Here is a 25,824-nt window from a genome sequence, read left to right as displayed (position 1 = left end):
CCCCTTCAAGGAGCGCCGTTCATGAAGGACGCCTTCGGCATCCCGCAGTCCCTGCTCGTACTCGGCGGCACGTCGGAGATCGGACTCGCCGTCGCCCGCCGGCTGATCGCCCGCCGCACCCGCACCGTCTGGCTGGCCGGCCGGCCCTCCCCCGACCTGGACGCCGCGGCCGACGGACTGCGCGCGCTCGGCGCGGACGTGCACGCCGTCGCCTTCGACGCGTTGGACCCGGCCGGGCACGAGGAGGCGCTGGGCAAGGTGTTCGCGGAGGGCGACGTCGACCTGGTGCTGCTCGCCTTCGGCGTGCTCGGGGACCAGGCGAACGACGAGGGCGACCCCGCCGCCGCCGTACGGGTCGCGCAGACCAACTACACCGGAGCCGTCTCCGCGGGCCTGGTGTGCGCGGGCGCGCTCCAGAACCAGGGGCACGGCTCCCTCGTGGTGCTCTCGTCCGTCGCGGGCGAGCGGGCCCGTCGCACCAACTTCATCTACGGGTCCAGCAAGGCGGGGCTCGACGCCTTCGCCCAGGGCCTCGGCGACGCGCTGCACGGCACGGGCGTGCAGGTGATGGTCGTACGCCCCGGCTTCGTCCGCACCAAGATGACGGCCGGGCTGCCCGAGGCGCCGCTGGCCACCACCCCCGAAGCCGTCGCCCTCGCCGTGGAACAGGGGCTGCGGCGCAGGGCAGAGACGGTGTGGGTGCCGGGGGCCCTGAGGCACGTGATGTCGGTGTTGCGGCACGTGCCGCGCCCGTTGTTCCGCCGACTGCCGCTGTGAGCCGCTGTGAGCCGCTGGGCGTCGCGGCGGCTGAGGAGCTGAGGAGCTGAGGCTACGAGGTGGAGGGCGCGGGCTCAGCGGCCTCGGCGGGCTCGACGGGTTCATCAACGGGAGAGCCCTGGGCCGGTACGGAGCCGACGGCGCCCCCGAAGGCGTACTCCCGCAGCTCCCGCCAGACCCCGTCCGTCCCCTGCTCGTAGAGCGAGAACGAGCCGCAGCTCCAGGACGCGGCGAAGTCGGCCAGTTCCTCGTACGCCTCGTCCATCGCCTCGTCGGAGATCGCGTGGGCGACCGTGACGTGCGGGTGGTACGAGAACTGGAGCTCGCGCACCAGCGGCCCGGACTCGTCCCGCACCCGCTTCTGCAGCCAGGAGCAGGCCGCGGCGCCCTCGACGACCTGGACGAAGACGACGGGCGAAATCGGGCGGAACGTTCCGGTGCCGGCGAGACGCATCGGGAACGCCCGCCCGGCCGCCGCGACCTCCGCCAGGTGCGCCTCGATGGCGGGCAGCAGCGCCCGGTCCACCTCGGTCGGCGGCAGCAGGGTGACATGGGTGGGAATGCAGTACGCGACGGGGTCTCCGAAGCCCGCACGCCGCTCCTGGAGCAGGCTGCCGTACGGCTCCGGGACCGCGATCGAAACGCCGAGCGTTACGGTCCCCACGTCGTTCTCCCGTCATCGCGTCGTGTGTGGCTGTCCAGCCGCCAGTGTGGCTGCTGCGCCGTGGATGTGACCAGAGACGCAGGACACACCCTTGGTGGGCCGGATGGCCCCCGTTGGTTGCCCCGTCCCTGCTCAGGGCGGGGGCGGGCGCCGGCACTCGGGTGGTGCGGCGCCCGCCTCGTTCTGACTCCGTTCGGGCAGGGCGTTCGAGCCCGGCGTTCGGGCCGCCGGGCCCTTCGCGGTACCCGTCGGCGCTGTCGGCGCCGGCAGTGCCTCCAGCGCCGTCAGCGTCTGGAGCGCCGTCAGTGCTTCGCGGGCAGGAAGCCGATCCGGTCGTACGCCGCGGCCAGCGTCTCGGCGGCCACCGCGCGCGCCTTCTCCGCGCCCTTGGCGAGGATCGAGTCCAGCGTCTCCGGGTCGTCCAGGTACCCCTGCGTGCGGTCCCGGAACCGCGTGACGAAGTCCACCACGACCTCGGCGAGGTCCGTCTTCAGCGCGCCGTACATCCGCCCCTCGTACTCCCGCTCCAGCTCGGCGACCGACTTGCCGGTGAGGGTGGCGTAGATCGTCAGCAGATTGCTGACGCCGGCCTTCTCGACGGGGTCGAAGCGGATGACGGTGTCCGTGTCCGTGACCGCGCTCTTGATCTTCTTCGCGGTGGCCTTCGGCTCGTCGAGGAGGTTCACGAGCCCCTTGGGCGTCGACGCGGACTTGCTCATCTTGATCGTCGGGTCCTGGAGGTCGTAGATCTTGGCGACCTCCTTGACGATGTGGGGTGCGGGCACGGTGAACGTGTCGCCGAAACGGCTGTTGAAGCGCTCGGCGAGGTCCCGGGTCAGCTCGATGTGCTGGCGCTGGTCCTCGCCGACGGGGACGGAGTCCGCCTGGTAGAGGAGGATGTCCGCGACCTGGAGGATCGGGTACGTGAACAGCCCGACGGTGGTCCGGTCGGCACCCTGCTTGGCGGACTTGTCCTTGAACTGCGTCATCCGCGACGCCTCGCCGAAGCCCGTGAGGCAGTTCATCACCCAGCCGAGCTGGGCGTGCTCCGGCACGTGGCTCTGCACGAAGAGCGTGCAGCGCTCGGGGTCGAGCCCGGCGGCGAGCAGCTGCGCGACGGCGAGCCGGGTGTTGGCCCGCAGCTCCGCGGGGTCCTGCGGAACGGTGATCGCGTGCAGGTCGACGACCATGTAGAAGGCGTCGTGGGTCTCTTGCAGCGCCACGTACTGGCGGATCGCTCCGAGGTAGTTCCCGAGGTGGAACGAGCCTGCGGTGGGCTGGATCCCGGAGAGGGCGCGGGGTCGGACGGATGCCATGTCTTTCATTCTCTCAGGTGCGGAACCGATCTCCGGCCGCCGGTGTATGAAAGGTGTGACCGTAACGGAGGGGGGACGGGCCGCCGTCGATACCGACGACCGGTCCGCGTCCGGAGGCCGGGGGCCCGCGAGCGGGGGCGGGGGCGCGCCCGGCGTGGACGCGGCCTCGGTGATCGCCCGGGTGCGCGCCGGAGAGCCGGAGGCGTATGCGGAGCTGGTCCGCGCTCATACGCAGGTCGCGCTGCGCGCGGCGGTGGCGTTCGGCGCGGGGGCGGACGCTGAGGACGTGGTCCAGAGCGCGTTCCTCAAGGCGTACCAGTCGTTGGACGGCTTCCGGGCGGGCGCGGAGTTCCGCCCGTGGCTGCTGCGGATCGTGGTCAACGAGACGAGGAACACGGTGCGCTCCGCCGACCGCCGGCGGGCGCTGGCCGGCCGGGAAGCCCTGCTCGATCCCCGACCGGCGATACCGGAATCGGCGGACCCGGCGGTGGCCGCGGAGTCGGAGGAGCGACGGGCAGAGCTGGCGGCAGCGCTCGGCCAGCTCAGCGAGGACCATCGGCAGGTCGTGACGTACCGGTATCTGCTGGAGATGGACGAGGCGGAGACGGCGGAGGCGCTGGGCTGGCCGCGGGGGACGGTGAAGTCACGGCTGAGCCGGGCGCTGACGAAGCTCGGCCGGTTGATAGGAGCAGCAGAAGGGGGCGGGAGGTGAGCAGGGTGCCGGAGGAGGAGCCGGGACGCGGCCAGGACGGGGTGCCCGAAAGCCGCTCCGGGGACGAGCCCGGGCATGGCTTCGTCGCAGAGCCGAGCGCGCTGGAGCTGCGGTTGGAAGCCGAACTGCGGGCGCTGGGCCGGTCCATCACGCTTCCCGATGTGGACGGGGAGACGATGGCGGAGCGGGTGCTGTCGAGCCTCCTGGCCGATCAGGTGCCGGACCACGTGACCGCCCCCGCCCCCGCCCCGGTCGGCCGGGCCGAGAAGCTGCGGGCATGGCTGCACGGACGGCTGCGCAAATGGCTGCGTCAACACCGGCGGTCGCTGACGGTCACGCTCTCCGGGACCCTGGTCGCCCTGGCTCTGACGCCCCCGGTGCGCGCCTCGATCATGGAGTGGGCGGACGGTTTCGACTTCGGCGGGATCGTCGTGCGGTACGACCCGGGGAGGCCACCACCAGCCGTCGACCGAAGCGCGGGAGTCCCCGGATGCGGGGAGCCCCTGGCACGCGCCGAGGCCGAGCGGAAGGCGGGCTTCGAGGCGCTGGTGCCGGCGGAGCTGGGCGCCCCGGACGCGTTCTCGACCACCGCGGGCCCGGCCGGCCGCTCCATGCTGACGCTCTGCTGGGACGATGACGACGGCCAGGTGACCCGACTCGACCAGTTCCCGGCCCGGCTCGACCCGGGCTTCACCAAGACGAGCGCGGAACAGCCGGAGTGGGTGCCGCTGGGCGACGGCACCGGCGAGAACGCCACCGGACTCTGGTTCGCCAGACCACATCTGCTGCACTTCACCCTGCTCGACCAGAAGAGCGCCCGCTGGGAAGAACGACGCCGCACAGCCGGCCCAACCCTCCTCTGGATGTCCCCCGACGGCCGCACGACCCTACGCCTGGAGGGAGTGCCCACGCTGACACGAGCGGTGGGCATCGCGGAGTCCCTGCGCTAGGGAGTGTCCGCAAGGCCCCGCGGGGCCCCGTGCGGCAGTGCCGCGCCTTGGCTGGCGCGCTTGCGCCATGGTGCGTGTGCGGTGATGGCGTCTGCGGCCCGTCTGTGACTGTTCGCGCAGTTCCACCCCCTAAAAATCTCCGCCTCCAGCCCGCAGGCGAATGGCGGGGGCAGCGAATCAGGGGCGCTGGGGGTCCCCCCAGGCCCTCTGGGGCCGAGGGGGCGGAACTGCGCGAACAAGCCACAGACGGGCCGCAGACGCCGCACCGCAGCACGCCGCACGGCGAAACCGCGTCCGCCAGGCGCCGCCAGCCCCGTGGGGCTTGGCGACCCGCGACTTCCCCCGCGGAAGGCGGAACGCGTCAGCGACTCGCGGTGTATCAGAGTCGACAGCCAGAGCGGGGCAGCCGCTCCGGTGCATCAGCTGGGAGCTGGGGGACTTCATGGAACCACTGCGATGGGCACGGCGAATCGCCGTGCTGCTGGCCGTGCTGGCACTGGGGCTGGTGCTCGCCCCGGTGGCCGCTGCGGGCGGCCCGACCAGCGTCATGATCGTCGAGTATCCGCAGGGCAAGGCCACCGCCCTGCGGGCGGACAGCAAGGAGTACCAGGACTTACACCGGCTGCTGATGGCGGGCGCGCCGCTCCAGGGGTCCGCGGAGGCGCCGCCCGGACTGAGTGAGAACGAGCCGTCGCTGCCCATGGTCCGGGTGACCTGGTTCGTGCACGATGTGCAGGCATGGCGGGCAGACGAGGTGTACTTCGGCGATGCCCCGAAGGACGTGTGGATCCGCAGCCGGGCCGACCAGCCCGATGCCACGTCCGCTTCGGGCTTGGGGACCACCAACAGCTGGCTCGCTGCTGAGGGCGTCTGGCGCCAACCGACCGACGGACCCGAGGTGCGGCAGTTCCTGCGGGGCCTGGGGCTGGGGGTGAGCCTCGGCGACGGTTTGCCTGCGACGCCGGACGCGCCGGGCTCGTCGGCAACACCAACGGCGCCCACGCTCTCCTCCGCCTTCACCGAAATCGTGTCCTCGCCGGCGCCGGGCCTCGGGGCGAACTGGTGGTGGTCGCTGCCGGGCCTGGTGTTGGGCGCGGCGATAGCCCTGCTGCTGCGGTCCTCCCTGGTGCCGCCGCTGCCGGTGCTCCTACAGAAGCTGCCGGGCCGCGAGAGGCCGAAGGAGTAGGCCCGGGGCGCGGCGGGTGCCCGTCCGGCCCCGGGGGACCGGACGGGCGCCGTGTCCCGCCGCCCGTGGGCGGAGCGGGACGGCTCAGGGCGACCCGGGGGATGCGGCCCGGATCAGGCGGTCAGGCCCGGTGCGGGGTGGGCGGACATCAGCTCGGCGACCTCCGCGCGGATCGCGGTGAGCGCGGCCTCGTCTTCGGACCGGGCCGCCGCCACCCCCCGCTCGATCCACTCCGCCACCGCGCCCATGTGCTCCACTCCCAGGCCGCGCGAGGTCAGCGACGGCGTTCCGATGCGCACGCCGGACGGGTCGAAGGGCTTGCGCGGGTCGTAGGGGACGGTGTTGTAGTTCACGACGATCCCCGCCCGGTCCAACGCCTTCGCCGCGACCTTGCCGGGGACGTCCTTGCCGGTCAGGTCGATCAGGATCAGATGGTTGTCGGTGCCGCCCGACACCAGGTCGAAGCCGCGGGCCAGCAGCGCGTCCGCCAGTGCGCGGGCGTTCGCGACGACCGAGTGGGCGTAGTCGCGGAAGGCCGGCTGCGCCGCCTCGTGCAGGGCGACCGCGATGCCCGCCGTGGTCTGGTTGTGGGGCCCGCCCTGCAGGCCCGGGAAGACGGCCTTGTCCAGTGGCTTGGCGTACTCCTCGCGGGACATCAGCATCGCGCCACGCGGGCCGCGCAGGGTCTTGTGCGTGGTCGTGGAGATCACGTCGGCGTGCGGCACCGGCGAGGGGTGCGCCCCGCCCGCGATCAGGCCCGCGATGTGCGCGACGTCCGCGACGAGCACCGCGCCCGCCTCCCGGGCGATCTCGGCGAACGCGGCGAAGTCGATGGTCCGCGGCAGGGCCGTGCCGCCGCAGAAGATGAGCTTCGGCCGCTCCTTGAGCGCGAGGTCGCGCACCTCGTCGAAGTCGATGAGGCCGGTGTCGTGGCGCACGCCGTACTGGACGCCGCGGAACCATTTGCCGGTGGCCGAGACGCCCCAGCCGTGGGTGAGGTGGCCGCCCATCGGCAGGGCCATGCCCATGACGGTGTCGCCGGGCTCGGCGAAGGCGAGGTACACGGCCAGGTTCGCCGGGGAGCCGGAGTACGGCTGGACGTTGGCGTGCTCGACGCCGAAGAGGGCCTTGGCACGGCCCACCGCAAGCCGCTCGACCTGGTCGATGACCTGCTGGCCCTCGTAGTAGCGACGGCCGGCGTACCCCTCGCTGTACTTGTTCTGCAGGACCGTGCCGGACGCCTCCAGCACGGCCCGGGACACGTAGTTCTCGCTGGGGATCATCCGCAGCGTGCTGGCCTGGAGCAGTTCCTCTTCGCCGACGAGCGCGGCGAGCTCCGGGTCCACGGCGTTCAGTGCGGGGTGGGGCAGGGGGAGAGTCATGACGTCCTCCGGGCTCACGAGTGGTCCGGGGTACCCAGGCGGGCGGCACCTCGTGGCTCCTGCGCGCCCGGCTCCCTCGGGGTGACCTCCCCGTACGCCAGTCGCCGCGCGCACCTTCACCCTAGTACGCGCGTCGGCCGTGGAGGTTTCTTCGTCCACCATGCGAGCGACGATAGAAACAGGGGCGGCGATCCCGTCCCGGACGTCAGGCACCAGCGAAACGGAGATCCCGTGACTGCATCGGAGAGCGCCATCGCCGCCGCCGAGGCGCACAGCGCGCACAACTACCACCCGCTGCCGGTCGTCGTCGCCACCGCCGAGGGCGCGTGGATGACCGACGTCGAGGGGCGCCGCTACCTCGACATGCTCGCCGGCTACTCGGCGCTCAACTTCGGCCACGGCAACCGCCGTCTCCTGGACGCGGCCCACGCACAGCTGGAGCGGGTCACGCTCACCTCCCGCGCCTTCCACCACGACCGGTTCGCGGACTTCTGCACGCAGCTCGCCGAGTTGTGCGGCATGGAAATGGTGCTGCCGATGAACACCGGCGCGGAAGCGGTCGAGACGGCCGTGAAGACCGCGCGGAAGTGGGGCTACCGGGTCAAGGGCGTCCCGGACAACATGGCGAAGGTCGTCGTCGCGGCGAACAACTTCCACGGCCGCACCACCACCGTGATCAGCTTCTCCACGGACCCGGAGGCGCGCGCGGACTTCGGGCCGTACACCCCCGGGTTCGAGATCGTGCCGTACGGCGACCTGACGGCGATGGAGGCGGCGCTCACGGAGAACACGGTCGCGGTGCTGCTGGAGCCGATCCAGGGCGAGGCGGGCGTGCTGGTGCCGCCGCCGGGGTACCTCCCGGGCGTGCGGCGGCTCACCCGCGAGCGGAACGTGCTGCTCGTCGCCGACGAGATCCAGTCGGGCCTCGGCCGTACGGGGAAGACCTTCGCCTGCGAGCACGAGGGCGTCGTCCCCGACGTGTACGTGCTGGGCAAGGCGCTCGGCGGCGGCGTGGTGCCGGTGTCCGCGGTGGTCTCGTCGCGCGAGGTGCTGGGGGTGTACCGGCCGGGCGAGCACGGGTCGACCTTCGGCGGCAATCCGCTGGCGTGCGCCGTGGCCCTGGAGGTGATCGCGATGCTGCGCACCGGCGAGTACCAGCAGCGGGCGACGGAGCTGGGCGACCACCTCCACCGCGAGCTGGGCCTCTTGACCGGCGGCGGCGCGGTGGAGGCGGTGCGCGGGCGCGGTCTGTGGGCGGGCGTCGACGTCGCGCCCGCGTACGGCACCGGTCGCGAGGTCTCCGAGAAGCTGATGGGCCGGGGCGTCCTGGTCAAGGACACCCACGGCTCCACCATCCGCATCGCCCCGCCGTTGGTGATCAGCAAGGAGGACCTGGACTGGGGCCTGGACCAGCTCCGCGCAGTCCTGTCGTCCTAACGAGACGCGATAGTCACGTCGTAGTCCTGACGGGACACCCTATTCGGAGAGCCCCGACTTCTCCCCCACGGCGGCGCGGCCCCACCCGGGGTCGCACCGCTGCGGGAGCGGGGCGCGCCCCGTCGTCATGTCGCCTGCTGCGACTGCGGTTCCCACGGTCGGTCGGGGTCCCGCATTCCCCGCCAGTTCAGTCCGTTCAGCCCATCCAGCCCGTTCATCCTGTTCATGATTGTTGTTCCCCCTTCGTACCGACGCGTCCGGCACGTGGCGAGTAGCACCCGGCACGTGGCGAGTAGCACCCGGCACGTACCGGCGCGTCTCCTTTGGTCCAAACCTAGGGCCGTCCCACCGGGCCGACTTGCCGTGGTACGCACGATTACCCGTCACTTCGTGCAGTGCAGTGATATCCCGTCCCACCCGTCACGTCCGGTTACGATCAATTGGCTCGACAGGAATCCAGGAAGCTCAAGGGTTCGAGGGTTCGGAAGTTCGAAGCGCAGGGGGGCGTTCCGGATGTGGTCACGGATCTCCACGGACAGCATGCCCGTCGCCGACAGGGGCGACGGATGGCACGACGCCATCGCCCGGACCCTCGCTCCCGCGGGCCTCGCGATCGACGATCCGGCGTGCTTCGCCGCCCGGTCCGACAGCCTGGACCTCGGTGCGCTGACGGCCTCGTGGATCTCCCAGGCCGAGCACCGGGCGTGGCGCACGCCCACGATGATCCGGCGCAGCGACCCGGGTTACTACTGCCTCACGCTGGTGACCGGCGGTTCGATGTGGGTGGAGCAGGACCGCCGGCACGCGGCTTTCGGGGTCGGCGAGGCCGTGCTCTTCGACGTGTCCCGCCCGTTGGCCGCCGGGACGGGTCCCCAGGACCGTCGGGCCGACATGATCGTGCTGAACCTGCCGCGGCAGGCCCTGGCGCTGCCGCAGCACAGGGTGGCCCGTCTGGTCGCCACCCCGCTGGACGCCCGCCGGGGCATGGGCGCGGTCCTGACCCGTTTCCTCTCCGCGCTCGCCGAGGAGGCGGACGCCTGCACCGGCCCGGAGTTGCAGCGGCTGGGCGCGATGGCGTTCGAGTTGGCCACCGCGTACCTGGCGCAGCACCTCGGCGACGACGACGCGCTGCCGGCCCGCAGCCGGGCGGAGGTGCTGCGGGAGCGCGTCGACGCGTTCGTCGAGGGCAGCCTCGGGGACGCGGACCTCTCGCCCCGGACGATCGCCGAGCACCACGGGATCTCGCTGCGTTCCCTGTACGCGCTGTTCGAGCCGCGCGGGGAGGGCGTCGCCGCCTCGATCCGGCGACGCCGGCTGGAGCTCTGTCGCGAGGACCTCGCCCGCCCGGCGCTGCGGCACCGGCCGATCCACGCCATCGCGGCGCACCGCGGCTTCAGCAACGCGGAGGTCTTCAGCCGCGCCTTCCGGGCCGCGTACGGCATCGGGCCGCGCGCCTTCCGACAGCAGGCGCAGCAGCAAGCACAGCAACGGACGCAGCAACAAGCGCAGCAACAAGCGCAGCAACAAGCACGGTGCCAGAGCCCGCGAACCCAGCAAGATCCGTAAATCCGTAAAACAGGCCCTAACCTCGTGCAAGGAGGCGTCGGCCGGATCTGCCGCAGGCGTCGGCCGTCAGAGGGACCCACTTCGAGGAGGCGCTGGTGTTCGGAAGGGGCACGTGGTTGCTCGCGGGGGCCGCGGTCGTGACCTGCATCGTTCTCGTCGGCCCCGGTGAGCCGGTCGGCGCCCGCTCCACCGCGCCGCTGCCCGCCGAAGACGTCCGGGACGCCGTGCCGAACCGGGTCGTGACGTGGAACATCTGCAACCCCTGCGACGAGAACAACGCGGGCCGGGCCGCGGACATCGCCGCCCTCGCGCCCCAGGTCATCGGCATGCAGGAGGCGTGCGTACGGGACGTGGAGCGGATGCGGGAGCATCTGAAGCGCCGGCACGGCCTGGAGTACCACGTCGAGTACGGAACGGTCCTCGGCCACCGGGGCCGCTGCGGCGGCACCCCGTGGAATCCGGGCGAGTTCGGTCAGGCCATCCTGTCGGCGGCGCCGATGACGGACCGGGTGAGCGTGGAGTACCCCGAGGGCGGGTCCGAGGACCGCGGTTACGTCGCGGTCACCACCGAGGTGGACGGCCAGCCGGTCCGGGTCTTCAACACGCACCTCGCCCAACGGCGCCAGGAGTCCGTCCGGGCGGGCCAGGTCCGCGCGCTGGCCGCGGAGGTCGCCCGGCACCCGCGGGCGATCGTGCTCGGCGACTTCAACGCCGTGCCCGGGGCCGGCGAGCTCAAGGGCATGTGGAAGCTGGCGAAGGACGCGGACCCGGGCTGTCGCCCCTCGTCCAGCGGCAGTTGCAAGCCGACCACCGACTGGCGGCTGAAGTTCGACTACGTCTTCCTGCGCGGCGTCTCCCCGGTGAAGCAGGGCGTGCAGCTCACCCCGAACTCGGACCACGACCTGGTGCACGCCGACGTGTCCCTCGCGAAGAACCGAAGACGTGACGGGCCCGAAGACGTGACGGGCCCGCGGACGTGAAGAACCCGGCGGCGCAGGGTCAGGGACTGCGCCGCCGGGCTGTCATGGAGAGCCGTTCTCTTCAGTTGTTCTCTTCAGTTGTTCTCTTCAGTTGTTCTCTTCAGTTGTCAGCGGTGTCCCGCCGGACCGGACTTCAGCAGGGACCCTGGTCCTGCCAGACGCCCCACTCGCCGGTGGTCCCGGGCTCCTCGCCCTTCGTCCACCACTTCGACTTCCACGTCTTGCCCTTGTGGGAGACGGTCGCGCCGGAGCCGTACTCGCTGGTCGCGCTCCACGGGGCCGCGGTGCACGTACCACCGTTGGCGCCGCCGTTCGCCCCACCGTTCGCACCGCCATTGGCTCCACCGTTGGCGCCGCCGTTCGCACCGCCATTGGCCCCGCCGTTGGCGCCGCCGTTGGTGGCCGAGCCGTCGCCCGGCTCGACGATCTTCGTGCCGCGCGCCAGGTCAGCCGCAATGGCGTACGTCTTGCCGCCGAAGGTGACGGTCCAGTTGGACGGCGTCGAGGTCGGCAGGTAGTAGACGAAGTCCAGCTCGACGGAGGCGCCCGGCGCCACCGACTGCCACGCCGGGAGCTTCAGCGAGACCCGGTGGAAGTCGCCCTTCAGACCGCCCACGTTGTTGCCGGTGTGGTCGCTCTTGATGATCTGGGTGCCGAAGCCGGACTGGTCCTTGGCGTTGGCGGGCGCGGAGGTGCCGTAGTCGAACTGGAACTCCGTGCCGCCCGGCAGGGTCGCCTTGGTGTTGTTGGTGATCTTCAGCTTGGGGCTGATCGGGTAGTTCGAGTCGCCCAGCGGGAACTGTCCGAACTCGACGTCGACGTTGATCGCGTCGGTCGGCAGGGCCGTGTTGGACTTCTTCGCCCCGTACGGAGCCGCCGCCTTGTACTTGTCGTACATCAGCGAAACCATCGAGGAACCGGGCTCGTACTGGCCCTTGGCGGCATTGTAGTCGTAGTCGCCCGCCAGCTCCCAGATCATGGTGCCGCCGAGGCCCTTGTTGACCACGTAGTCGACCTTGGCGCCCATGGACTGCTCGTCCTCGGTGGAGATGAAGACCTTCTTCTCCGCGTTCCACAGCCACGGCGCGGCCATCGTGGCGTCGTACTTGCGCACGTACTTGCCGGTCAGCTTGGTGTCCGCGGGCAGGCCGAACTTGGGCAGGTAGTCGGGGACGACGCCCTTCTCCAGGTTCTTCGCGTGCCACATCGGGTTGAAGCCCGCCGGGGACTCCTTGCCGTTGGTGTCCTTGTCGTGCCAGACGTTGTCGATGCCGACGGCGCCGTCACCGCACTTGGTGAGGCCGGAGCCGGGCGGACAGGTCGTCGCGGACGCCTTGCCCCACAGTCCGTCGGTGCCGCCCTGGACGTTCTTCCAGCCGCGGGTGTACGTCGGCACGCCGATGTTGATGCGGCCGGCCGGCATCGAGGCGCGGAAGTAGTGGTACGCCCAGTCGGTGTTCAGGTAGCCGATGCCGCCGTACTGCGCGGTCGTGTAGACGCCCGCCCCCGCCAGCTCGGAGTCCTTGCCGTCGTCGAACAGCGCGGCGTTCGGGCCGACGTGCTCGTTCCAGGTGCCGTGCAGGTCGTACGACATGATGTTGAGGTAGTCCAGGTACTTCGTGGTCTGGAACGTCTCCATGCCGCGCAGCAGGTACCCGGAGGACGGCGCGGCGACGGTCAGCAGGTAGTGCTTGCCGTCGGCGGCGCTGGCCCGGTCGAGCTTCTCGCGCAGGGTCTTCATCAGCACGTTGTAGCTCTTGTTGAGCCCGGCGCGGCGCGCGTTGGCCTCCGGCCAGTCGGCCGGGTTGCCCGCGTCCTTCATCGACGTCGGGTACTCGTAGTCGATGTCGACGCCGTTGAAGCCGTACTTGCGGATGAACTCGACGGAGGAGTCGGCGAAGGTGTTGATGCCGGCCTGGTTGACGGAGCCGTCGGCGTTCGTCGTCGTCTTGTAGAAGCCGCCGCTGTCCGTCCAGCCGCCGACCGAGATCAGCGTCTTGACGTTCGGGTGGGCCTTCTTGAACTTCGTCATCAGGTTGAAGTGGCCCTTGTACGGCAGGGCCGGGTCCATCTCGGCCCCGGCGACGCCAGGCCAGGTCATCCCGGTGTTCGCGTTGTCCGGCCCGTCGGCACCGATGGTGATCTTGTTGGCCGAGTCGATGCCCGCGAAGGCGTAGTTGATGTGGGTGATCTTGTCCCACGGGATGTTGTTGGCGAGGTAGGCCGGGCGGCCGTCCTTGCCGGTGCGCCAGTTGGCGAAGTAGCCGATGATGCGGCGCTGGTGGTCCGCGCCCATCTTCTCGCGGCCCTCGTTGTCGTACACCGTGCAGTACGGCACGTCGACGCCGGGCGTCGTGTAGAGCCCTTCGGGCCGGCACTGCTCTTGCGAGGCGGCCTGGGACACGCCTGACGAGAGCGTCGTCGCGAGCAGCGCGCCGACGGCGGCGGCGCCCGCTGCGAACAGCGTCGCTCTCGTTCGTCTGGGGGACAGCACTTTCGGATCCTCCTGGTGGGGGGCCCGCGCCCGCCAGGGACGCAGGGTGTTCTGGCCACGCACAACTTCTATGGGGGGTGGGCGCGTTGACCCCTGGGCAGTCAGGTCCCGGGGGTCGGATCCGCAGAGGTGAACGAGACATTAAAAGGACTAGACCAACCAGTCAATAGGTCTGGACCTTTCAGGCGTGATTCCCATGTGTCCGATACAAGTGTCTTGCGCACCGGACCCGTTCGTCCCGCCCTGCCTCGTGGACGCCTCGAACAGGGACGCTACTCGCGGCGGGCCCGCGCCAGGGTGGTTGTGAGAGCACTCTCATGAGCACCGCGCCGGGTCCGGCGATGCCCGAGCATCGGGGGCGCAAGCACCGGGCCCGCGACCGGAGGTGCGCCGGGTGCGGACGCCGGGTGATCGCCCACCCTCCGCGGACCACGGAGCCCAGATCACCGACCTGACCCCGCAGGAACGGAACCTGCCGGTGGGGAGGGTGCGGGCGTGGGCGGACGTGCCCCTCAGCCCAGCGCCGTGAGCTCTGCCTCGACCAACTCGCGGGCCCCTTGCCCGTATACGGCGGACTGTCGCAGCAGGGAGAACACCCTCTCGTAAAGGGCGACGCCCAACGGCTCGGTGATGCTCTCGGCCGACGAGTACGGCTCGATCTCCACCCGCGCCCCGTCGAAGATGCTGAACGAGTTCGACGGGTAGACGGCCATGGGCGCCCGCGCCGGAATGACGCCGAGCGTCAGCCCCGGCGTGCCCATGGCTTCCAGAACCCGCCGCAGTTGCGCACGCATGACGTCCACACCTCCCACTGCGGAGTGCGACGGGCGCGCTGCAAGGTCATACGGGTACGACTCACCCGACCAACGGAGGAAGCCATGGCTCTCCACATGCTCGGCAAGGACCCCGAATCCCCCGAGGGCTAGTCGCCGACCGTGTACTACGACGACGTCAGCGACAACTACCTGGTCCAGGGCTGGAAGGTGGCCGACGCCGAGCGGCTGGCCCAACTGGACCTGCCCTCGCACGAGACGGTTGTCGAGATCCCGAAGCGCATGATGCAGTTCTTCCCGGAGGTGAACGGTGGCGGAGGAACCAACGTTTAACCAGTTGTTCCGGCTGGCGAAGAAGTCGGCCGTGCACCTGGAGATGCGGGACGGCTACATGCAGTCGGACCCCGAGTACCTCGCGTGGCAGCAGGGGGTGCGCGACCGGTCGCGCTATCTCGACCTGGAGTCGAGTCCCTGGCTGACGACGATGCGGGAGATCACTTCCCGAGGCGTCTCCGTACGGCGCGCCCGCATCGTCTCGGAGCCCGTGTCGGACTACATCCGCTTTGAGCACCACGTGACCGACGGCAACGTGGCGGCGGGCGAGTCCGTGCGGTGGCTGCCGCGACGGCGGGCCTCCGACCTCGCCCTGCCGGGGAACGACTTCTGGCTGTTCGACGACAGCCTGGTCCTGTTCCTCCACTTCGCGGGAGATGGAGAGCTGTCACCGGAAGGTGACGAGGAGCGCACGACGGACCCCGGTGTGGTACGCCTGTGTTCCACGGCTTTCGAATCCGTGTGGGAGAGGGCGATTCCTCATGAGGACTACCAGGTGTCCTGACCACGGACAGCTGCGAGTCCGGCATTGACCTCCTCCCCGTCCTCTGCGGTCCAGGAGGCCCGCAAGACCCTGGGGAGGCGGCTGAGGGAGATCCGGCTGTCAGCGGGGTTCACCACGGCACGGGCGATGGCCGCCCGTGCCGGCTGGCACGAGTCGAAGTCCTCCCGCATCGAGAACGGCGTCATCACCCCGTCGGACGACGACATCCGCACCTGGGCCGGCGTGTGCGGGGCCCAGGCCCAGGTACAGGACCTGATCGCCACCGCACGCGGCATAGAGGAGTTGTACGTCGACTGGCGCCGCCTGGAGGGCGCCGGTCTGAAGCAGGTGCAGGAGTCCGTCCTCCCCCTCTACGAGCGGACCCAACGCTTCCGCGTCTATCAGTCGTGGGTGTTCCCCGGGCTGCTCCAGACCCCCGCCTACACGCGGGTGATGCTGGAGACCGTGGCATCACTTCGCAAGGCACCCGGCGACATCGCCGAAGCCGTGGCCGTGCGCATGGCTCGACAGCAGGTCGTCCACGAGGGCGGACGCCGTTGCGCGTTCCTCGTGGAGGAGTGGGTCCTGCGCACCGTCATCAACGACCCCGACGTGCTCGCCGCCCAACTGGGCCAGCTCATCACCATGGCGTCCTTGCCGTCCGTCAGTCTGGGCATCATCCCCATGGGTGCGCCGCGCGGCGTCGCCTGGCCGACGGAGTCCTTCTCGATCTACGACGACGACCAGGTCGCCGTCGAACTGGTCAGCGCACACCTCAACGTCAAGCAGCCGAACGGCATCGCCGAGTACGTGAAGACCTTCAGCGAGCTGGCGGGCATCGCCGTGTACGGCACCCGGGCCAGGAACCTGATCACAGACGCCATTACGGCGCTCGGGTGACCCCGTGCAAGCCCCCGCAAGTTCCTTGAGCTGACTCCCGCTCGCGCCCGACGCTCTGACCTGCGCAGTGTCGCGGAGAAGGCCCCCGCGTCTTGGTCACGCGCAGGAGGCGACCATGCGCCATCCACCCCACCCGGGCCTCATCACCACCGGGGTCGACCCCGAGGACGACGACGGCAAGGGCGGCAACGAGAGCGGCGGCTGCGGGGACGGCAGCGGCTGCGGGCGTCGCTGACCCGTACGCACGGCTCAAGGACAGCGCCTTGCAACGACACCACCACGGCTACACCTGGCTCGGCAGCGGGTTCGACCTCCACCAGGACGGCCCGCGCCGAGCCGTACACCCCACCTTCGCCACGAACCCCCTGCCACCCCTGGAGGTGGCCCACTGGCTCCTGAAACCCGCCTCACTCGTACGCGGCACCTTCGGCGAGCCCCACGAGGCCGCGGTCTGGTTCGCCGCCCAAGTGCACCCCCACGCCGCTTCGTTCGCCACCCAGCCGGACCCGTCCGCCGTCGAAGACCGGATCGCGGCGATCGCCGAACAGGTCGCGGACGGCGCGGATATCGTCGGCGGCTGGTGGCTGACGGGGCAGCGCTTCCTGTCCGTGAACCTGGTCGCCTGCTCACCCCACCGCCTCCGACCGACCTACCCCTGCCCAGTCACAGGAGCCCCATGAGGAACCTCATCCCCTTCGCCGAGGCGGCGCACCTCTTCGAGGAGTTCGAGCACACGGCCTGGCGGTTGGAGACGCGACGCGGCTACGCATCGGACCGGCGCGGTGAGAAGTGGCAGCGGTGGCTGCGCGGCGAGGACATCCTTCAGGAACCCGAAAACCGATGGCGCCTCAACGTGCGGGCCCAGACCGCGGCCGGGAAAAGGTTCGAGCGGGTACGCATCGTCGACGACCCCCCGACGGAGGGACAGCGGTACCTGCTGGCCACCGCGCCCGGCAACGTACGAGCCGGTGAGGACATCCGCAACCTCCCACGCGCGAAGGCGCTTCGGCTCGGGCTGCCCGAGTACGACTTCTAGCTCTTCGACTCGCGCGTGATGATGAAGTTCCACTTCGACGACCAGGACACCACCCTCGGCGTCGAACTCGTCGAAGACGCCTCCGAAGTCCTCGCGGCCTGCCAGGCCCGCGACGCAGCCTGGCACCACGCCGTGCCCACCCTCGACTACAGCCGGGTTCACCACACGTCGGAAAGAACTACCTGACCGGATCCTCACATCGTCGCGCCAGGCTGCTGCGAGCCGGAAGAGCTCGAAGAGCCGATGTGCCAGAGGAAGAGGATCCATGCCCGTACACGCCGACCGTCGTCACTCCCCCGCCCGACGAGGCGGGGTTCTCGCCGCCGTGGCCTCGGTCGCACTGCTCTCCGCGCCCGCCGCCGTGGCGGCTCCGACGGCCACGGGCGGCAGCGCGGAAGCCGCGTCGGCCGTCGTGCACCCCGTCGCCCCGACCGTCGCCGACGAGAAGGCCGTACGGGGCTACTGGACGCCGGCGCGGATGGCGGCCGTGCCGGCCGATCCGCCGTCGAACCGGCCGCCCGCCGGCGGGCCCGACGGAGCGGCCTGGCAGGGGTCCGCCGCGCTCTCCAAGTCCGTGGGGCGGCTGTTCTACACCGACCGCGACGGCGAGGACTCCAGTTGTACGGCCACCTTGGTGACCGCCGCCAACCGGAGCACCGTGGTGACCGCAGGACACTGCACCCTCGGGCACAACCTCCTTGGTGACGATGCCCGCTGGAACACGAACCAGCTCTTCGTCCCCGGCTACCGCGACGCCAAGGCCCCGCACGGCACCTTCGCGGTGCGGCTCGCTTCGGTGCACCCCGAGTGGGTCAAGAGCGGCGAGAACTCCCCGTACGACCAGGCTTTTCTGACGCTCGGACGAAACGCTGCGGGCGTGCGCGCCGCCGACGCCGCCGGGTCCACCCAGCGCCTCGGGTACGACAAGCCGGGCAACCTCCCGGTCCAGCAGTTCGGCTACCCCCGCGCCTCCGCGTACAAGGAGGCGAACCAGGGACGGCCGGAGTTCACGGGCAAGCGGCTGGCGCACTGCTGGGGCACGGCCAGGGAGTCCATGGGCTGGGACGAAGTGCCGAAGCACGAGGACCGGTGGGGTGTCCGTTGCGACATGGGCGGCGGCTCCAGCGGCGGGCCCCGGGTCGCGGACTTGAACCACTCGACGGGGAAGGGCGCCGTCGTCGGCGTCAACAGCGGCAGCTGGCACATGACCGAGGCCGGCCGGTTCTGCGAGGGGCCCGCGGCGGGCTGCCATCGGTACCTCGTCGGGCCGCGGTTCACCAAGCAGGTCACGCAACCGCTCTTCGCCGCGGTGCAGAACTCCTAGGCCCCGCGCAGAAGAGCCCCGCCACGCCCGAGGACAACGGGGGCGGCGGGGCTCGCAGTTCGGTGGACGACTACGCGTCCGTGCGCTTGGCGTACTCGACCAGGTCGGCGAAGGCCGTGTGCGTCAGGAGCAGGACAGGGCTGTCCTTAAGCTTGCTGTCCCGGACCGGGACGACGGGGAGCCCGTCCACGATTTCGACGCAGTCCCCACCCGCCGCGTTGCTGTAGCTGGACTTGCGCCATGCGCTTTCGTGGAGCAGGAGTTGGGACACGCGCACTGCTGTCCGCCATCAAGGATCGAATCAACACGGAAACGGGCCGCACTTCGACCTCGTACGGGAACTCGACGACAGCGACGAGCACGAGGTCTGGGCCCAATGGAAAACCGGAAGGGAACCCTCCGCCGTTGCGCTGCTCCGTGACTGTTCCGCGAACAACGGGGCCCCCGCGGGGCGAATGAAGCGTGCGTGCTCTTCGCCGGGCATCCCGGTGGGCACAGCTACGAATTCACGGACCCCGAGTACGACGCCATTCGCGATGGCGGTACCCGGGGTCCGTGAAAAGGGTCTGGCAAAAAAGACCTAGCGAGGGCTCAGATGAGGCCGAGCGCGCGGACCGCCTCGCGCTCCTCCGCCAGCTCCTGCACCGACGCGTCGATGCGGGTGCGCGAGAACTCGTTGATGTCCAGGCCCTGGACGATCTCGTACTTGCCGTCCTTCGTCGTGACGGGGAAGGAGGAGATCAGGCCCTCCGGCACGCCGTACGAGCCGTCGGACGGGATGCCCATCGAGGTCCAGTCGCCGTCCGCGGTGCCGTTCACCCAGGTGTGGACGTGGTCGATCGCCGCGTTCGCCGCCGACGCCGCCGAAGACGCGCCGCGGGCCTCGATGATCGCCGCGCCGCGCTTGGCGACGGTCGGGATGAAGGTGTCGGCCAGCCACGCCTGGTCGTCGATGACCTCGGCCGCGTTCTTGCCCGCGATCTCCGCGTGGAAGACGTCGGGGTACTGCGTGGCGGAGTGGTTGCCCCAGATCGTCAGGCGCTTGATGTCGGAGACGGCCGCACCAGTCTTCGCCGCGAGCTGGGAGATCGCGCGGTTGTGGTCCAGGCGGGTCATCGCCGTGAAGCGGTCGGCCGGTACGTCCGGCGCCGCGGCCTGGGCGATCAGCGCGTTGGTGTTCGCCGGGTTGCCGACCACGAGCACCTTGATGTCGTCCGCCGCGTGGTCGTTGATCGCCTTGCCCTGCGGCTTGAAGATGCCGCCGTTGGCCTCCAGCAGGTCACCGCGCTCCATGCCCTTGGTGCGCGGGCGGGCGCCGACGAGCAGGGCGACGTTCGCGCCGTCGAAGGCGACGTTCGGGTCGTCCGTGATGTCGATGCCGCGCAGCAGCGGGAACGCGCAGTCGTCCAGCTCCATGGCGGTGCCCTGGGCGGCGCCGAGGGCGGGGGTGATCTCAAGAAGGCGCAGCTTGACCGGCACGTCGGGGCCGAGCAGGTGGCCGGAGGCGATGCGGAACAGCAGCGCGTAACCGATCTGGCCGGCCGCGCCGGTCACGGTGACGTTCACGGGGGTGCGGGTCATGGCGATCTCCGTAAGACAGCTGGCGGATGGGGGTCCGTGCCCCTCGGTCGGATCCCTCCCCGCATCCTCCTTCGCATCCGTCCGCTCGCTTCCGCTTCTCACGGAGTTCTCACGAATCTTGATGTGAAGAGACATCCAGCGGTCAGGCTATCCGACCCGCACGACCGCGCCCGTCCGGCCCCTCGTTGCGTTCCTCACTGCCTGCCGGCCGCGTTCCTCACTGCGTGACGACGGTGCAGGCCGTGGTGCCGGTCGCCAGCGTGGCGCACCCCTTCGCGTCGGTCCCCTTCTCCGTCGCCGTCATGGGCGTGTACGCATCGGTCCCGCTGGTCACGGTGCCCTTCTGGGCTCCCTTGCCGTCGACGCTGATCCGTACGGAGTCCCCGGAGGTCGCGTCCGCGATGCGGGCCCAGGCCGCCCGGCACACCTCGCTGTACCGGACCTCGATGCTGGCGTCTCCCACGGTCGCCTGCGACACGGTCCGCGCGAACCGGCCGCCGCACCCCATGGCCTCCGGGTTGCGGCCCGTGCAGTCGTCGCCGGCGCACTTCACGCCCTCGGGCGGAGCCGCGTCGGCGTCGACGGCGGGAGAGGAGGAGGGGGGAGCGGAGGACGCCGGTGCCTTCGCGACGGGCGCGGTGCGGTCGCCGCCGTCGCGGTCGCCGCTCGTCGTACCGCCCAGGTCGGTGAGGAAAACCGCCGCCACTATCACCGCGAGCGCCCCGACGACGCCGGTCAGGAACATCACGATCCTGCGCCGGGCACCGGGGGCGGGCGGCGCGGCAGGACCCGCGGCGGTCGACCAGCCGGCGGCGCCGGGGGGCGGCGGCGGGGTCGCCGGGCCGCCGCCGTCGCGCAGCACCGCGTTCCAGCCGTCGGTCTCGGGCTGGCGTCGGGCCAGGCCCTCCTTCACCCTGGCCACCCGCAGCTGCTCCGTCGCCCGGTCCCGGCCCGCCTCCAGGCGTCGCGAAGCCTGCGCGGCGCGCTCCCGTACGGCGGTCAGGCCCTGTTCACCGGTGCCGGTCAGCCGGGCGAGCGCCGTGACCGCGCTGTGCGGCGGTACGACGCGGGCGTCCAGATAGCGCTCCCAGGACGTGGGGTCGAAGCCGGTCTCCGCGGCGAGTCCGGCGAGGTCCAGACCGCTGTGGTCGACGAGGCGGCGCAGGTGCTCGGTGAGCTCCCGGACGTTCGGGTCGAGCCCGTCCGGCAGCGCGTTCCACTGCGGCATGTCCTACCCCCTGGGTTTCCCCCGCCCGTCCCCGAGCCCGTCCCCGTCGTCCGCCCCGCCGGCTTCGGGACCCGCCCAGTCTCCCACCCGACGCCGGTCGACCGCACCGCCCGGAACGGTCACCTCCGGCCCGCCGACCGCCCGTCAGCTCCGTCCGTGGTCCACCGGGGCGACCTCCCGTACGGCCTCGGCGACCGCCGCGAAGTCCTTCCTGAGGATCGCGTCGTGGTTGCTGGCGACCTTGGTGCTGGTGATGTTCGGCTTGCGCGCGGTCACCGCGGCGAGGCTCGCGCGGATCCGCTCCTGCTCGTCGCCGCGGCTGCCGAGGGAGTTCCCGGAGGCGATCACGTACCGCGCCGGGGCTGTGATGGAGTCCAGTACGGGGCCGAGTTCCCGCTCCCGGGAGAGCTTGCCGAGTTCGATGTTGCTGTTCGCCATCTGCTCGGGGGTCATCCTCGGGGTCAGTCCCGTCAGGCGCGTCAGCGGTGCGATCCACCCGACGCGCCGGAAGAGCGTCCGGATCCGGCGCTCCATCGCGTCGTCGAGCCAGTCGTGTGGGAAGGCTCCGTCGACCATGACCACGCCCTGGGTGCGCTCCGGGTTCCGGCTGGCCCAGTGGGCGGCGACGACCGCGCCGTACGACCAGCCCACCAGCACCGCCCGGTCCACGCCCCGGGCCTCAAGGACGGCGTCGACGTCCCGGACGGCGGCCTCGAAGGAGTAGTCCGACGAGCACAGGGACTTCTTGCCGCGGGCCCGCTCGTCGTAGGTGATGTGCCGCCGGTCCGGCCCCAGGTCGGCGAGGACCCGCCGCCAGTAACCCTGCGTGGCGAACTGGCCGTTGAGATAGACCACCGGGACGCCGGGGCCGCCGGTGTCGGTGACGGCCAGGGCCGTGTCGTCGACCGGCACCATGCCGGTCCACGTCGTCGGGTGCGCGGGAGTGCTGGTGTTCATCACGGGTTCCCTCTTTCGCGTAGGCGTGGGCGATGGCTGCTCCGGCCCCTTGGTCGTGGAGCGGGGGGCCGGCCGGACGATCCTGGTGGTGTTCGCCGCGCGGTTCCTTCAGAGGCTGCGGGCGGTGATGTCGCCGTGCGGGGTGGTGGCCTGGATGTCCAGTTGCACGGAGCCGTCGTTCTTGAGGGCGTTGTCGATCCGGCCGTGGCCGGCGTGGGCCTTCAGCGCGGCCGAGACGCCGACGGCGGCACCGACCGTGATGTCTCCGTACTGGGTGTCCAGCACGAGCGTGCCGCGCGCGGCCTCGGTGATCCTGATGTCGCCCCGTGCGGTGGTGATCTCGGCGGAGCCGTTGAGGCGGCCGATCTCCACGTCACCGTCGATCGCGGTGAGGTGGACGCTCGCGGCCTCGTCCAGCTTGATCCGGCGGTGCGCGCCGACGAAGGCGACGTCGCCGAGGCGTCCGACGCCGCGGAGTTCGGCGGTGGCGGCCTCGACCTCGACGCGGGAGTCCACGGGCAGTTGGACGGTGACCTCCAGGGCTCCGACAGGGCCGACGTACTCCTTCGCGGGCCCAGGGGCGTCGATGCGCAGGACGCCGTCCGCGTAGGTGACCGCGGTCTGCTCGGCGGCCCGGACGTCGCGACTCTTGGTGGGGTCCGCGGGCAGGACCTCGACGGCGGTGTCCGCGCGGTCGGCGGCGATGAAGCGGACGCGGCCGGCCGGGACGGTCAGGACGGTGGAGATCGGGGTGGGGGTGTCGAACTTCTGCATGGTGTTCCTCCTGCGCTCGCTCGTCGTTTCTGACATTCGAAACGCTACGTTGCTTTCCACATTCCAGCAAGACCAATATTGCAATGCATCATCATTTATGCAGGTCGGAGCAGGTAAAGCGTTGCACTTGCTTGACGCATAACGCAATGAAAGCATCGACCTTCGTTGCAATGGAAAGGGAGTAAACGCTACCGTGGGGCAGGTCAGGGCGTCAGGAACCACCGCACGGAGCACCGAGGAGAACGCGATGCCGGGAGGCAGGCTCACCCAGCAGGAACGACGACAGATCGCGCTGGGGCTGGCCGACAGCCTCCCCTACGCCGAGATCGCCCGCCGTCTCGAACGTCCGACGTCCACGGTCACGCGCGAGGTCATGCGCAACGGCGGGCCCACGGCGTACCGCGCCGACCTCGCCCAGCGCGCCACCGAACGCCGCGTCCACCGGCGCGGTCCGGCCGCCGCGCGGACGTCGGAGCCGGTGTCCCATCCGCACGGACGCGACGGCGAAGCCGTGGCCGACTACGCGGAGGTGCTGACCACCAGCCTCATGGCCACGGGCCTGGCAAAGATGCCCGCCCGGGTGCTGACCTCGCTGTTCATCACCGACAGCGGCAGCCTCACCGCGTCCCAGCTCGCCCAGCACCTCCAGGTCAGCCCGGCGTCCGTCTCCAAGGCGATCACCTTCCTGGAGAGCCAGAGCCTCGTCCGGCGGGAGCGCGACGAGCGCCGTCGTGACCGCTACCTCGTCGACGACGACCTCTTCTTCCAGGCGACGGTCGCCAGCGCCCGGTCCAACGACCAACTCGTCGAGGTCGCCCGACGTGGCGTCGCCGTCCTCGGGCCCCGCACCCCCGCCGCCACCCGCCTGGAGAACGTCGCCCGCTTCCTCGACTTCATCAGCGAGAGCATCGTCCACGCCGCCGAACAGGCCCGCGACATCCTCCGCACCGGCCCCGCCACGACCTTCGACGACACGGGAGGTACGGGAGGCAGGGGAAGCACCGATGGACCGCGCCCGGCGGACGACCGCGGCTGACGAAACGACGGCGCCCGCCCTCCCCTACCGGGAGGGCGGGCGCCGTCCAACGTCACGCGGCGATCACCGCGCCGTCATCTCGTCTCGCGGCCGACCAGGAAGTGGACCACGTCCTCCAGGAACGGGATGTCCAGCCACGGGTTCGGCTGCGCCATCGCCGCCAGCAGACAGATGACCGTGCCCAGCAGCCCGTACGTGATCATGTCCGTGAACCGCGACCGCACGGCCAGCATGCCGACGGACGGCAGGACCCGTCGCATCACGGCCGCCGTGATCAGCGCGGCGCCGATGATCAGGGCGCCGAGCCGGAACGCCCCGGAGAACGGGTCCGTCCCCACGACCACCAGACCGAGCGCGACCAGCCCCGTCACGGTCAGCAGCGGCCACTGCCGGGCGGGCGCGGGGGCGTCGCCCGGCGCGGCCCGGCCGCCGCCCTCCGGGCGCGCGGTGTCGGTCGTCATCTTCGGCGGCCGACGGGTGAAGCCCTTCTCGCCGCCGACGCCGCCGGACTCACCCGAGCCGGGCTCACCCGAACCGGACGCGTCCGCGCCAGACTCGTCCGCGCCTTCCTCGGAGGCGGCCTCCGCGCTGGCCTCGACGCCTTCGTCGGGACCCTCGGCGACGCCGCCGCCGGCACCGCCGCCGGCGCCGCCAGCCGACGGCGGCCCCTCCGCCTCCCGACCGGTCTCCCGGTCGCCATTCGTCCGTACGTCCATGGCCAACTCAGCCCTCCGCTGCCTCTTCCGCCGCGCGCTCCGCCGCCTCGACCACGTTCACCAGGAGTTGCGCGCGGGTCATCGGGCCGACGCCGCCCGGGTTCGGGGCGACCCAGCCGGCCACCTCCGCGACCCCGGGGTGCACATCGCCGACGATCTTGCCCTTCTCGTCCCGGCTGACGCCGACGTCCAGCACCGCGGCGCCCGGCTTGACGTCCTCCGGCTTGATCAGGTGCGGCACGCCGGCCGCCGCCACGATGATGTCGGCCTGCCGCAGGTGCGCGGAGAGGTCGCGGGTGCCGGTGTGGCACTGCGTCACCGTCGCGTTCTCCGACTTCCGCGTCAGGACCAGCGGCATCGGCCGCCCGATGGTGATCCCGCGGCCGACGACGACCACGTTCGCGCCCTTGATCTCCACGTCGTGGTGGCGCAGCAGCTGCACGATGCCGTACGGGGTGCAGGGCAGCGGCCCGGGCACGCCCAGCACCAGCCGGCCCAGGCTCATCGGGTGCAGCCCGTCGGCGTCCTTGGCCGGGTCCATCAGCTCCAGGACGCGGTTGGTGTCGATGCCGTCCGGCAGCGGGAGTTGGACGATGTAGCCGGTGCACTCGGGGTTGTCGTTGAGCTCCCGGACCACCGCCTCGATCTCCTCCTGCGTGGCGGTGTCGGGAAGTTCGCGCTGGATGGACGCGATGCCGACCTGGGCGCAGTCGCGGTGCTTGCCGTTGACGTACCAACGGCTGCCCGGGTCGTCGCCGACGAGGAGCGTGCCGAGCCCGGGGACGACGCCCTTCTCCTTGAGCGCCGCCACGCGGGCGGTCAGTTCGGACTTGATCGCTGCGGCGGTGGCCTTGCCATCGAGAATCTGGGCAGTCATACCCCCATCCTCGCGGATGGCACCGCCCTGGTTCCAATTGCGCCCCGGCGGCCCGCGCCGCGAACCGCCGGCACGGCCGCCACCTGCGGATTCGAACGCACCGTCGCCCCTCCCCCACCCTCAGCGCTGGACCTGGCGGAACCGACCCTCCATGTCATGATCACGCGGCACCATGGGTACCAGTTGTCGCGGTGCACGCAGCAACAGCACGGGGGAGAGATCACGATGGGTTACACGATTCCTGAAGGCGTCGACACGATGTTGGACGTCGTGGGCGTGGGGTGGCCGAACGTCGACGAGGACGCGTACCGCGACATGGCGGACGCGCTGCGGGAGTTCGC

Annotated in this window: 25 protein-coding genes and 1 pseudogene; 14 read left to right on the top strand and 12 right to left on the bottom strand. The window is 71.0% G+C overall.

The window, feature by feature from the left end; all coding sequences use genetic code 11:
- The first annotated feature begins 21 nt into the window (after positions 1-21).
- A complete protein-coding gene (locus ABZ842_RS20480; RefSeq protein ID WP_361538362.1) occupies positions 22-777 on the top strand; it encodes a decaprenylphospho-beta-D-erythro-pentofuranosid-2-ulose 2-reductase in 756 nt (251 codons plus the stop codon).
- 52 nt (positions 778-829) lie between these two features.
- Here ABZ842_RS20480 and ABZ842_RS20475 read toward each other — a convergent pair whose 3' ends face one another.
- Both ABZ842_RS20475 and trpS read right to left on the bottom strand, forming a co-directional pair.
- The gene (locus ABZ842_RS20475) at positions 830-1,441 is read right to left on the bottom strand and encodes a 2'-5' RNA ligase family protein (RefSeq protein WP_361538360.1); all 612 of its coding nucleotides are present in this window, start codon (positions 1,439-1,441) and stop codon (positions 830-832) included.
- Between the two features lie 302 nt (positions 1,442-1,743).
- Positions 1,744-2,757: a tryptophan--tRNA ligase gene (gene trpS, locus ABZ842_RS20470; protein WP_361538358.1), complete on the bottom strand. Its 1,014-nt coding sequence runs from the start codon at positions 2,755-2,757 to the stop codon at positions 1,744-1,746.
- Here trpS and ABZ842_RS20465 point away from each other — a divergent pair.
- The 3 genes from ABZ842_RS20465 (at position 2,756) to ABZ842_RS20455 (ending at position 5,605) form a co-directional block, all read left to right on the top strand.
- The gene (locus ABZ842_RS20465) at positions 2,756-3,469 is read left to right on the top strand and encodes an RNA polymerase sigma factor (RefSeq protein ID WP_361538356.1); all 714 of its coding nucleotides are present in this window, start codon (positions 2,756-2,758) and stop codon (positions 3,467-3,469) included. The genes trpS and ABZ842_RS20465 overlap by 2 nt on opposite strands.
- The gene (locus tag ABZ842_RS20460) at positions 3,466-4,419 is read left to right on the top strand and encodes a hypothetical protein (protein ID WP_361538354.1); all 954 of its coding nucleotides are present in this window, start codon (positions 3,466-3,468) and stop codon (positions 4,417-4,419) included. The genes ABZ842_RS20465 and ABZ842_RS20460 overlap by 4 nt, the downstream gene beginning before the upstream one ends.
- A gap of 442 nt (positions 4,420-4,861) precedes the next feature.
- On the top strand, positions 4,862-5,605 hold the full coding sequence (locus tag ABZ842_RS20455) for a hypothetical protein (RefSeq protein ID WP_361538352.1): 744 nt from the start codon (positions 4,862-4,864) through the stop codon (positions 5,603-5,605).
- 113 nt (positions 5,606-5,718) lie between these two features.
- Here the strand turns inward: ABZ842_RS20455 and glyA are convergent, their stop codons facing one another.
- Complete coding sequence (glyA, locus tag ABZ842_RS20450; RefSeq protein WP_361538350.1) at positions 5,719-6,987, bottom strand: serine hydroxymethyltransferase; 1,269 nt, start codon at positions 6,985-6,987, stop codon at positions 5,719-5,721.
- A gap of 231 nt (positions 6,988-7,218) precedes the next feature.
- Here glyA and rocD point away from each other — a divergent pair, with 231 nt between their 5' ends.
- The 3 genes from rocD (at position 7,219) to ABZ842_RS20435 (ending at position 10,970) form a co-directional block, all read left to right on the top strand.
- Positions 7,219-8,424 carry an ornithine--oxo-acid transaminase gene (gene rocD / locus ABZ842_RS20445; RefSeq protein WP_361538348.1) on the top strand — a complete coding sequence of 402 codons (1,206 nt, stop codon included), beginning with the start codon at positions 7,219-7,221 and terminating at the stop codon, positions 8,422-8,424.
- A 540-nt stretch (positions 8,425-8,964) separates the two neighbouring features.
- Entirely contained in the window at positions 8,965-9,990 is a 1,026-nt protein-coding gene (locus ABZ842_RS20440) for a helix-turn-helix domain-containing protein (RefSeq protein ID WP_361538346.1), read from the top strand.
- A 92-nt stretch (positions 9,991-10,082) separates the two neighbouring features.
- Entirely contained in the window at positions 10,083-10,970 is an 888-nt protein-coding gene (locus ABZ842_RS20435; RefSeq protein ID WP_361538604.1) for an endonuclease/exonuclease/phosphatase family protein, read from the top strand.
- Between the two features lie 133 nt (positions 10,971-11,103).
- Here ABZ842_RS20435 and ABZ842_RS20430 read toward each other — a convergent pair whose 3' ends face one another.
- A complete protein-coding gene (locus ABZ842_RS20430; protein WP_361538344.1) occupies positions 11,104-13,464 on the bottom strand; it encodes a glycosyl hydrolase family 18 protein in 2,361 nt (786 codons plus the stop codon).
- Positions 13,465-13,976: 512 nt separating this feature from the next.
- Positions 13,977-14,276, bottom strand: coding sequence for a Scr1 family TA system antitoxin-like transcriptional regulator (locus ABZ842_RS20425; protein ID WP_361538342.1), 300 nt, complete (start codon positions 14,274-14,276; stop codon positions 13,977-13,979).
- Positions 14,277-14,399: 123 nt separating this feature from the next.
- On the opposite strand from ABZ842_RS20425, the gene ABZ842_RS20420 reads away from it, so the two are divergent.
- The 6 genes and pseudogenes from ABZ842_RS20420 (at position 14,400) to ABZ842_RS20395 (ending at position 18,314) form a co-directional block, all read left to right on the top strand.
- Complete coding sequence (locus ABZ842_RS20420) at positions 14,400-14,570, top strand: hypothetical protein (protein WP_361538340.1); 171 nt, start codon at positions 14,400-14,402, stop codon at positions 14,568-14,570.
- Positions 14,548-15,075: a DUF6879 family protein gene (locus ABZ842_RS20415; RefSeq protein WP_361538338.1), complete on the top strand. Its 528-nt coding sequence runs from the start codon at positions 14,548-14,550 to the stop codon at positions 15,073-15,075. Before ABZ842_RS20420 ends, ABZ842_RS20415 begins: the two co-directional genes overlap by 23 nt.
- Positions 15,076-15,099: 24 nt before the next feature.
- Positions 15,100-15,954: a DUF5753 domain-containing protein gene (locus ABZ842_RS20410; protein WP_361538336.1), complete on the top strand. Its 855-nt coding sequence runs from the start codon at positions 15,100-15,102 to the stop codon at positions 15,952-15,954.
- A gap of 263 nt (positions 15,955-16,217) precedes the next feature.
- The gene (locus tag ABZ842_RS20405) at positions 16,218-16,634 is read left to right on the top strand and encodes a hypothetical protein (protein WP_361538334.1); all 417 of its coding nucleotides are present in this window, start codon (positions 16,218-16,220) and stop codon (positions 16,632-16,634) included.
- Positions 16,631-17,176: pseudogene (locus ABZ842_RS20400) on the top strand (DUF6879 family protein). The gene ABZ842_RS20405 and the pseudogene ABZ842_RS20400 overlap by 4 nt, the downstream one beginning before the upstream one ends.
- Before the next feature lie 79 nt (positions 17,177-17,255).
- Positions 17,256-18,314, top strand: a complete 1,059-nt coding sequence (locus tag ABZ842_RS20395) for a peptidase (protein WP_361538332.1) — start codon at positions 17,256-17,258, stop codon at positions 18,312-18,314.
- A gap of 70 nt (positions 18,315-18,384) precedes the next feature.
- Here the strand turns inward: ABZ842_RS20395 and ABZ842_RS20390 are convergent, their stop codons facing one another.
- The 5 genes from ABZ842_RS20390 to ABZ842_RS20370 all read right to left on the bottom strand — a co-directional run bounded on the left by ABZ842_RS20390 (position 18,385) and on the right by ABZ842_RS20370 (position 22,854).
- Positions 18,385-18,585, bottom strand: coding sequence for a DUF397 domain-containing protein (locus tag ABZ842_RS20390; RefSeq protein WP_361538330.1), 201 nt, complete (start codon positions 18,583-18,585; stop codon positions 18,385-18,387).
- 320 nt (positions 18,586-18,905) lie between these two features.
- On the bottom strand, positions 18,906-19,895 hold the full coding sequence (locus ABZ842_RS20385; RefSeq protein ID WP_361538328.1) for a malate dehydrogenase: 990 nt from the start codon (positions 19,893-19,895) through the stop codon (positions 18,906-18,908).
- A 217-nt stretch (positions 19,896-20,112) separates the two neighbouring features.
- On the bottom strand, positions 20,113-21,123 hold the full coding sequence (locus ABZ842_RS20380) for a DUF2690 domain-containing protein (RefSeq protein ID WP_361538326.1): 1,011 nt from the start codon (positions 21,121-21,123) through the stop codon (positions 20,113-20,115).
- A gap of 144 nt (positions 21,124-21,267) precedes the next feature.
- Positions 21,268-22,080: an alpha/beta fold hydrolase gene (locus tag ABZ842_RS20375; RefSeq protein WP_361538324.1), complete on the bottom strand. Its 813-nt coding sequence runs from the start codon at positions 22,078-22,080 to the stop codon at positions 21,268-21,270.
- Positions 22,081-22,188: 108 nt separating this feature from the next.
- Complete coding sequence (locus tag ABZ842_RS20370) at positions 22,189-22,854, bottom strand: DUF4097 family beta strand repeat-containing protein (RefSeq protein ID WP_361538322.1); 666 nt, start codon at positions 22,852-22,854, stop codon at positions 22,189-22,191.
- Between the two features lie 247 nt (positions 22,855-23,101).
- On the opposite strand from ABZ842_RS20370, the gene ABZ842_RS20365 reads away from it, so the two are divergent.
- Entirely contained in the window at positions 23,102-23,890 is a 789-nt protein-coding gene (locus ABZ842_RS20365) for a helix-turn-helix domain-containing protein (protein WP_361538321.1), read from the top strand.
- 74 nt (positions 23,891-23,964) lie between these two features.
- On the opposite strand, the gene ABZ842_RS20360 is transcribed toward ABZ842_RS20365, so the two are convergent.
- Together ABZ842_RS20360 and ABZ842_RS20355 are read right to left on the bottom strand one after the other, a co-directional pair.
- Positions 23,965-24,606, bottom strand: coding sequence for a DUF3017 domain-containing protein (locus tag ABZ842_RS20360; protein WP_361538319.1), 642 nt, complete (start codon positions 24,604-24,606; stop codon positions 23,965-23,967).
- A 7-nt stretch (positions 24,607-24,613) separates the two neighbouring features.
- The gene (locus tag ABZ842_RS20355; protein ID WP_361538317.1) at positions 24,614-25,483 is read right to left on the bottom strand and encodes a bifunctional methylenetetrahydrofolate dehydrogenase/methenyltetrahydrofolate cyclohydrolase; all 870 of its coding nucleotides are present in this window, start codon (positions 25,481-25,483) and stop codon (positions 24,614-24,616) included.
- Between the last annotated feature and the right edge of the window lie 341 nt (positions 25,484-25,824).

Source organism: Streptomyces sp. NPDC047315 (assembly GCF_040643215.1).
Taxonomy (GTDB): Bacteria; Actinomycetota; Actinomycetes; order Streptomycetales; family Streptomycetaceae; genus Streptomyces.
Note: the sequence above shows the minus strand (reverse complement) of the source record. Positions and strands in the feature narration are given on the sequence as shown.

What these genes read in the sequence shown, in the direction of transcription:
- ABZ842_RS20480 (WP_361538362.1), top strand. Translation starts at nt 22, where the DNA reads ATGAAGGACGCCTTCGGCATCCCGCAGTCCCTGCTCGTACTCGGCGGC.
- ABZ842_RS20465 (WP_361538356.1), top strand. Translation starts at nt 2,756, where the DNA reads ATGTCTTTCATTCTCTCAGGTGCGGAACCGATCTCCGGCCGCCGGTGT.
- trpS (WP_361538358.1), bottom strand. Translation starts at nt 2,757, where the DNA reads ATGGCATCCGTCCGACCCCGCGCCCTCTCCGGGATCCAGCCCACCGCA.
- ABZ842_RS20455 (WP_361538352.1), top strand. Translation starts at nt 4,862, where the DNA reads ATGGAACCACTGCGATGGGCACGGCGAATCGCCGTGCTGCTGGCCGTG.
- glyA (WP_361538350.1), bottom strand. Translation starts at nt 6,987, where the DNA reads ATGACTCTCCCCCTGCCCCACCCCGCACTGAACGCCGTGGACCCGGAG.
- ABZ842_RS20440 (WP_361538346.1), top strand. Translation starts at nt 8,965, where the DNA reads ATGCCCGTCGCCGACAGGGGCGACGGATGGCACGACGCCATCGCCCGG.
- ABZ842_RS20395 (WP_361538332.1), top strand. Translation starts at nt 17,256, where the DNA reads ATGCCCGTACACGCCGACCGTCGTCACTCCCCCGCCCGACGAGGCGGG.
- ABZ842_RS20385 (WP_361538328.1), bottom strand. Translation starts at nt 19,895, where the DNA reads ATGACCCGCACCCCCGTGAACGTCACCGTGACCGGCGCGGCCGGCCAG.
- ABZ842_RS20380 (WP_361538326.1), bottom strand. Translation starts at nt 21,123, where the DNA reads ATGCCGCAGTGGAACGCGCTGCCGGACGGGCTCGACCCGAACGTCCGG.
- ABZ842_RS20375 (WP_361538324.1), bottom strand. Translation starts at nt 22,080, where the DNA reads ATGAACACCAGCACTCCCGCGCACCCGACGACGTGGACCGGCATGGTG.
- ABZ842_RS20370 (WP_361538322.1), bottom strand. Translation starts at nt 22,854, where the DNA reads ATGCAGAAGTTCGACACCCCCACCCCGATCTCCACCGTCCTGACCGTC.
- ABZ842_RS20365 (WP_361538321.1), top strand. Translation starts at nt 23,102, where the DNA reads ATGCCGGGAGGCAGGCTCACCCAGCAGGAACGACGACAGATCGCGCTG.
- ABZ842_RS20360 (WP_361538319.1), bottom strand. Translation starts at nt 24,606, where the DNA reads ATGGACGTACGGACGAATGGCGACCGGGAGACCGGTCGGGAGGCGGAG.
- ABZ842_RS20355 (WP_361538317.1), bottom strand. Translation starts at nt 25,483, where the DNA reads ATGACTGCCCAGATTCTCGATGGCAAGGCCACCGCCGCAGCGATCAAG.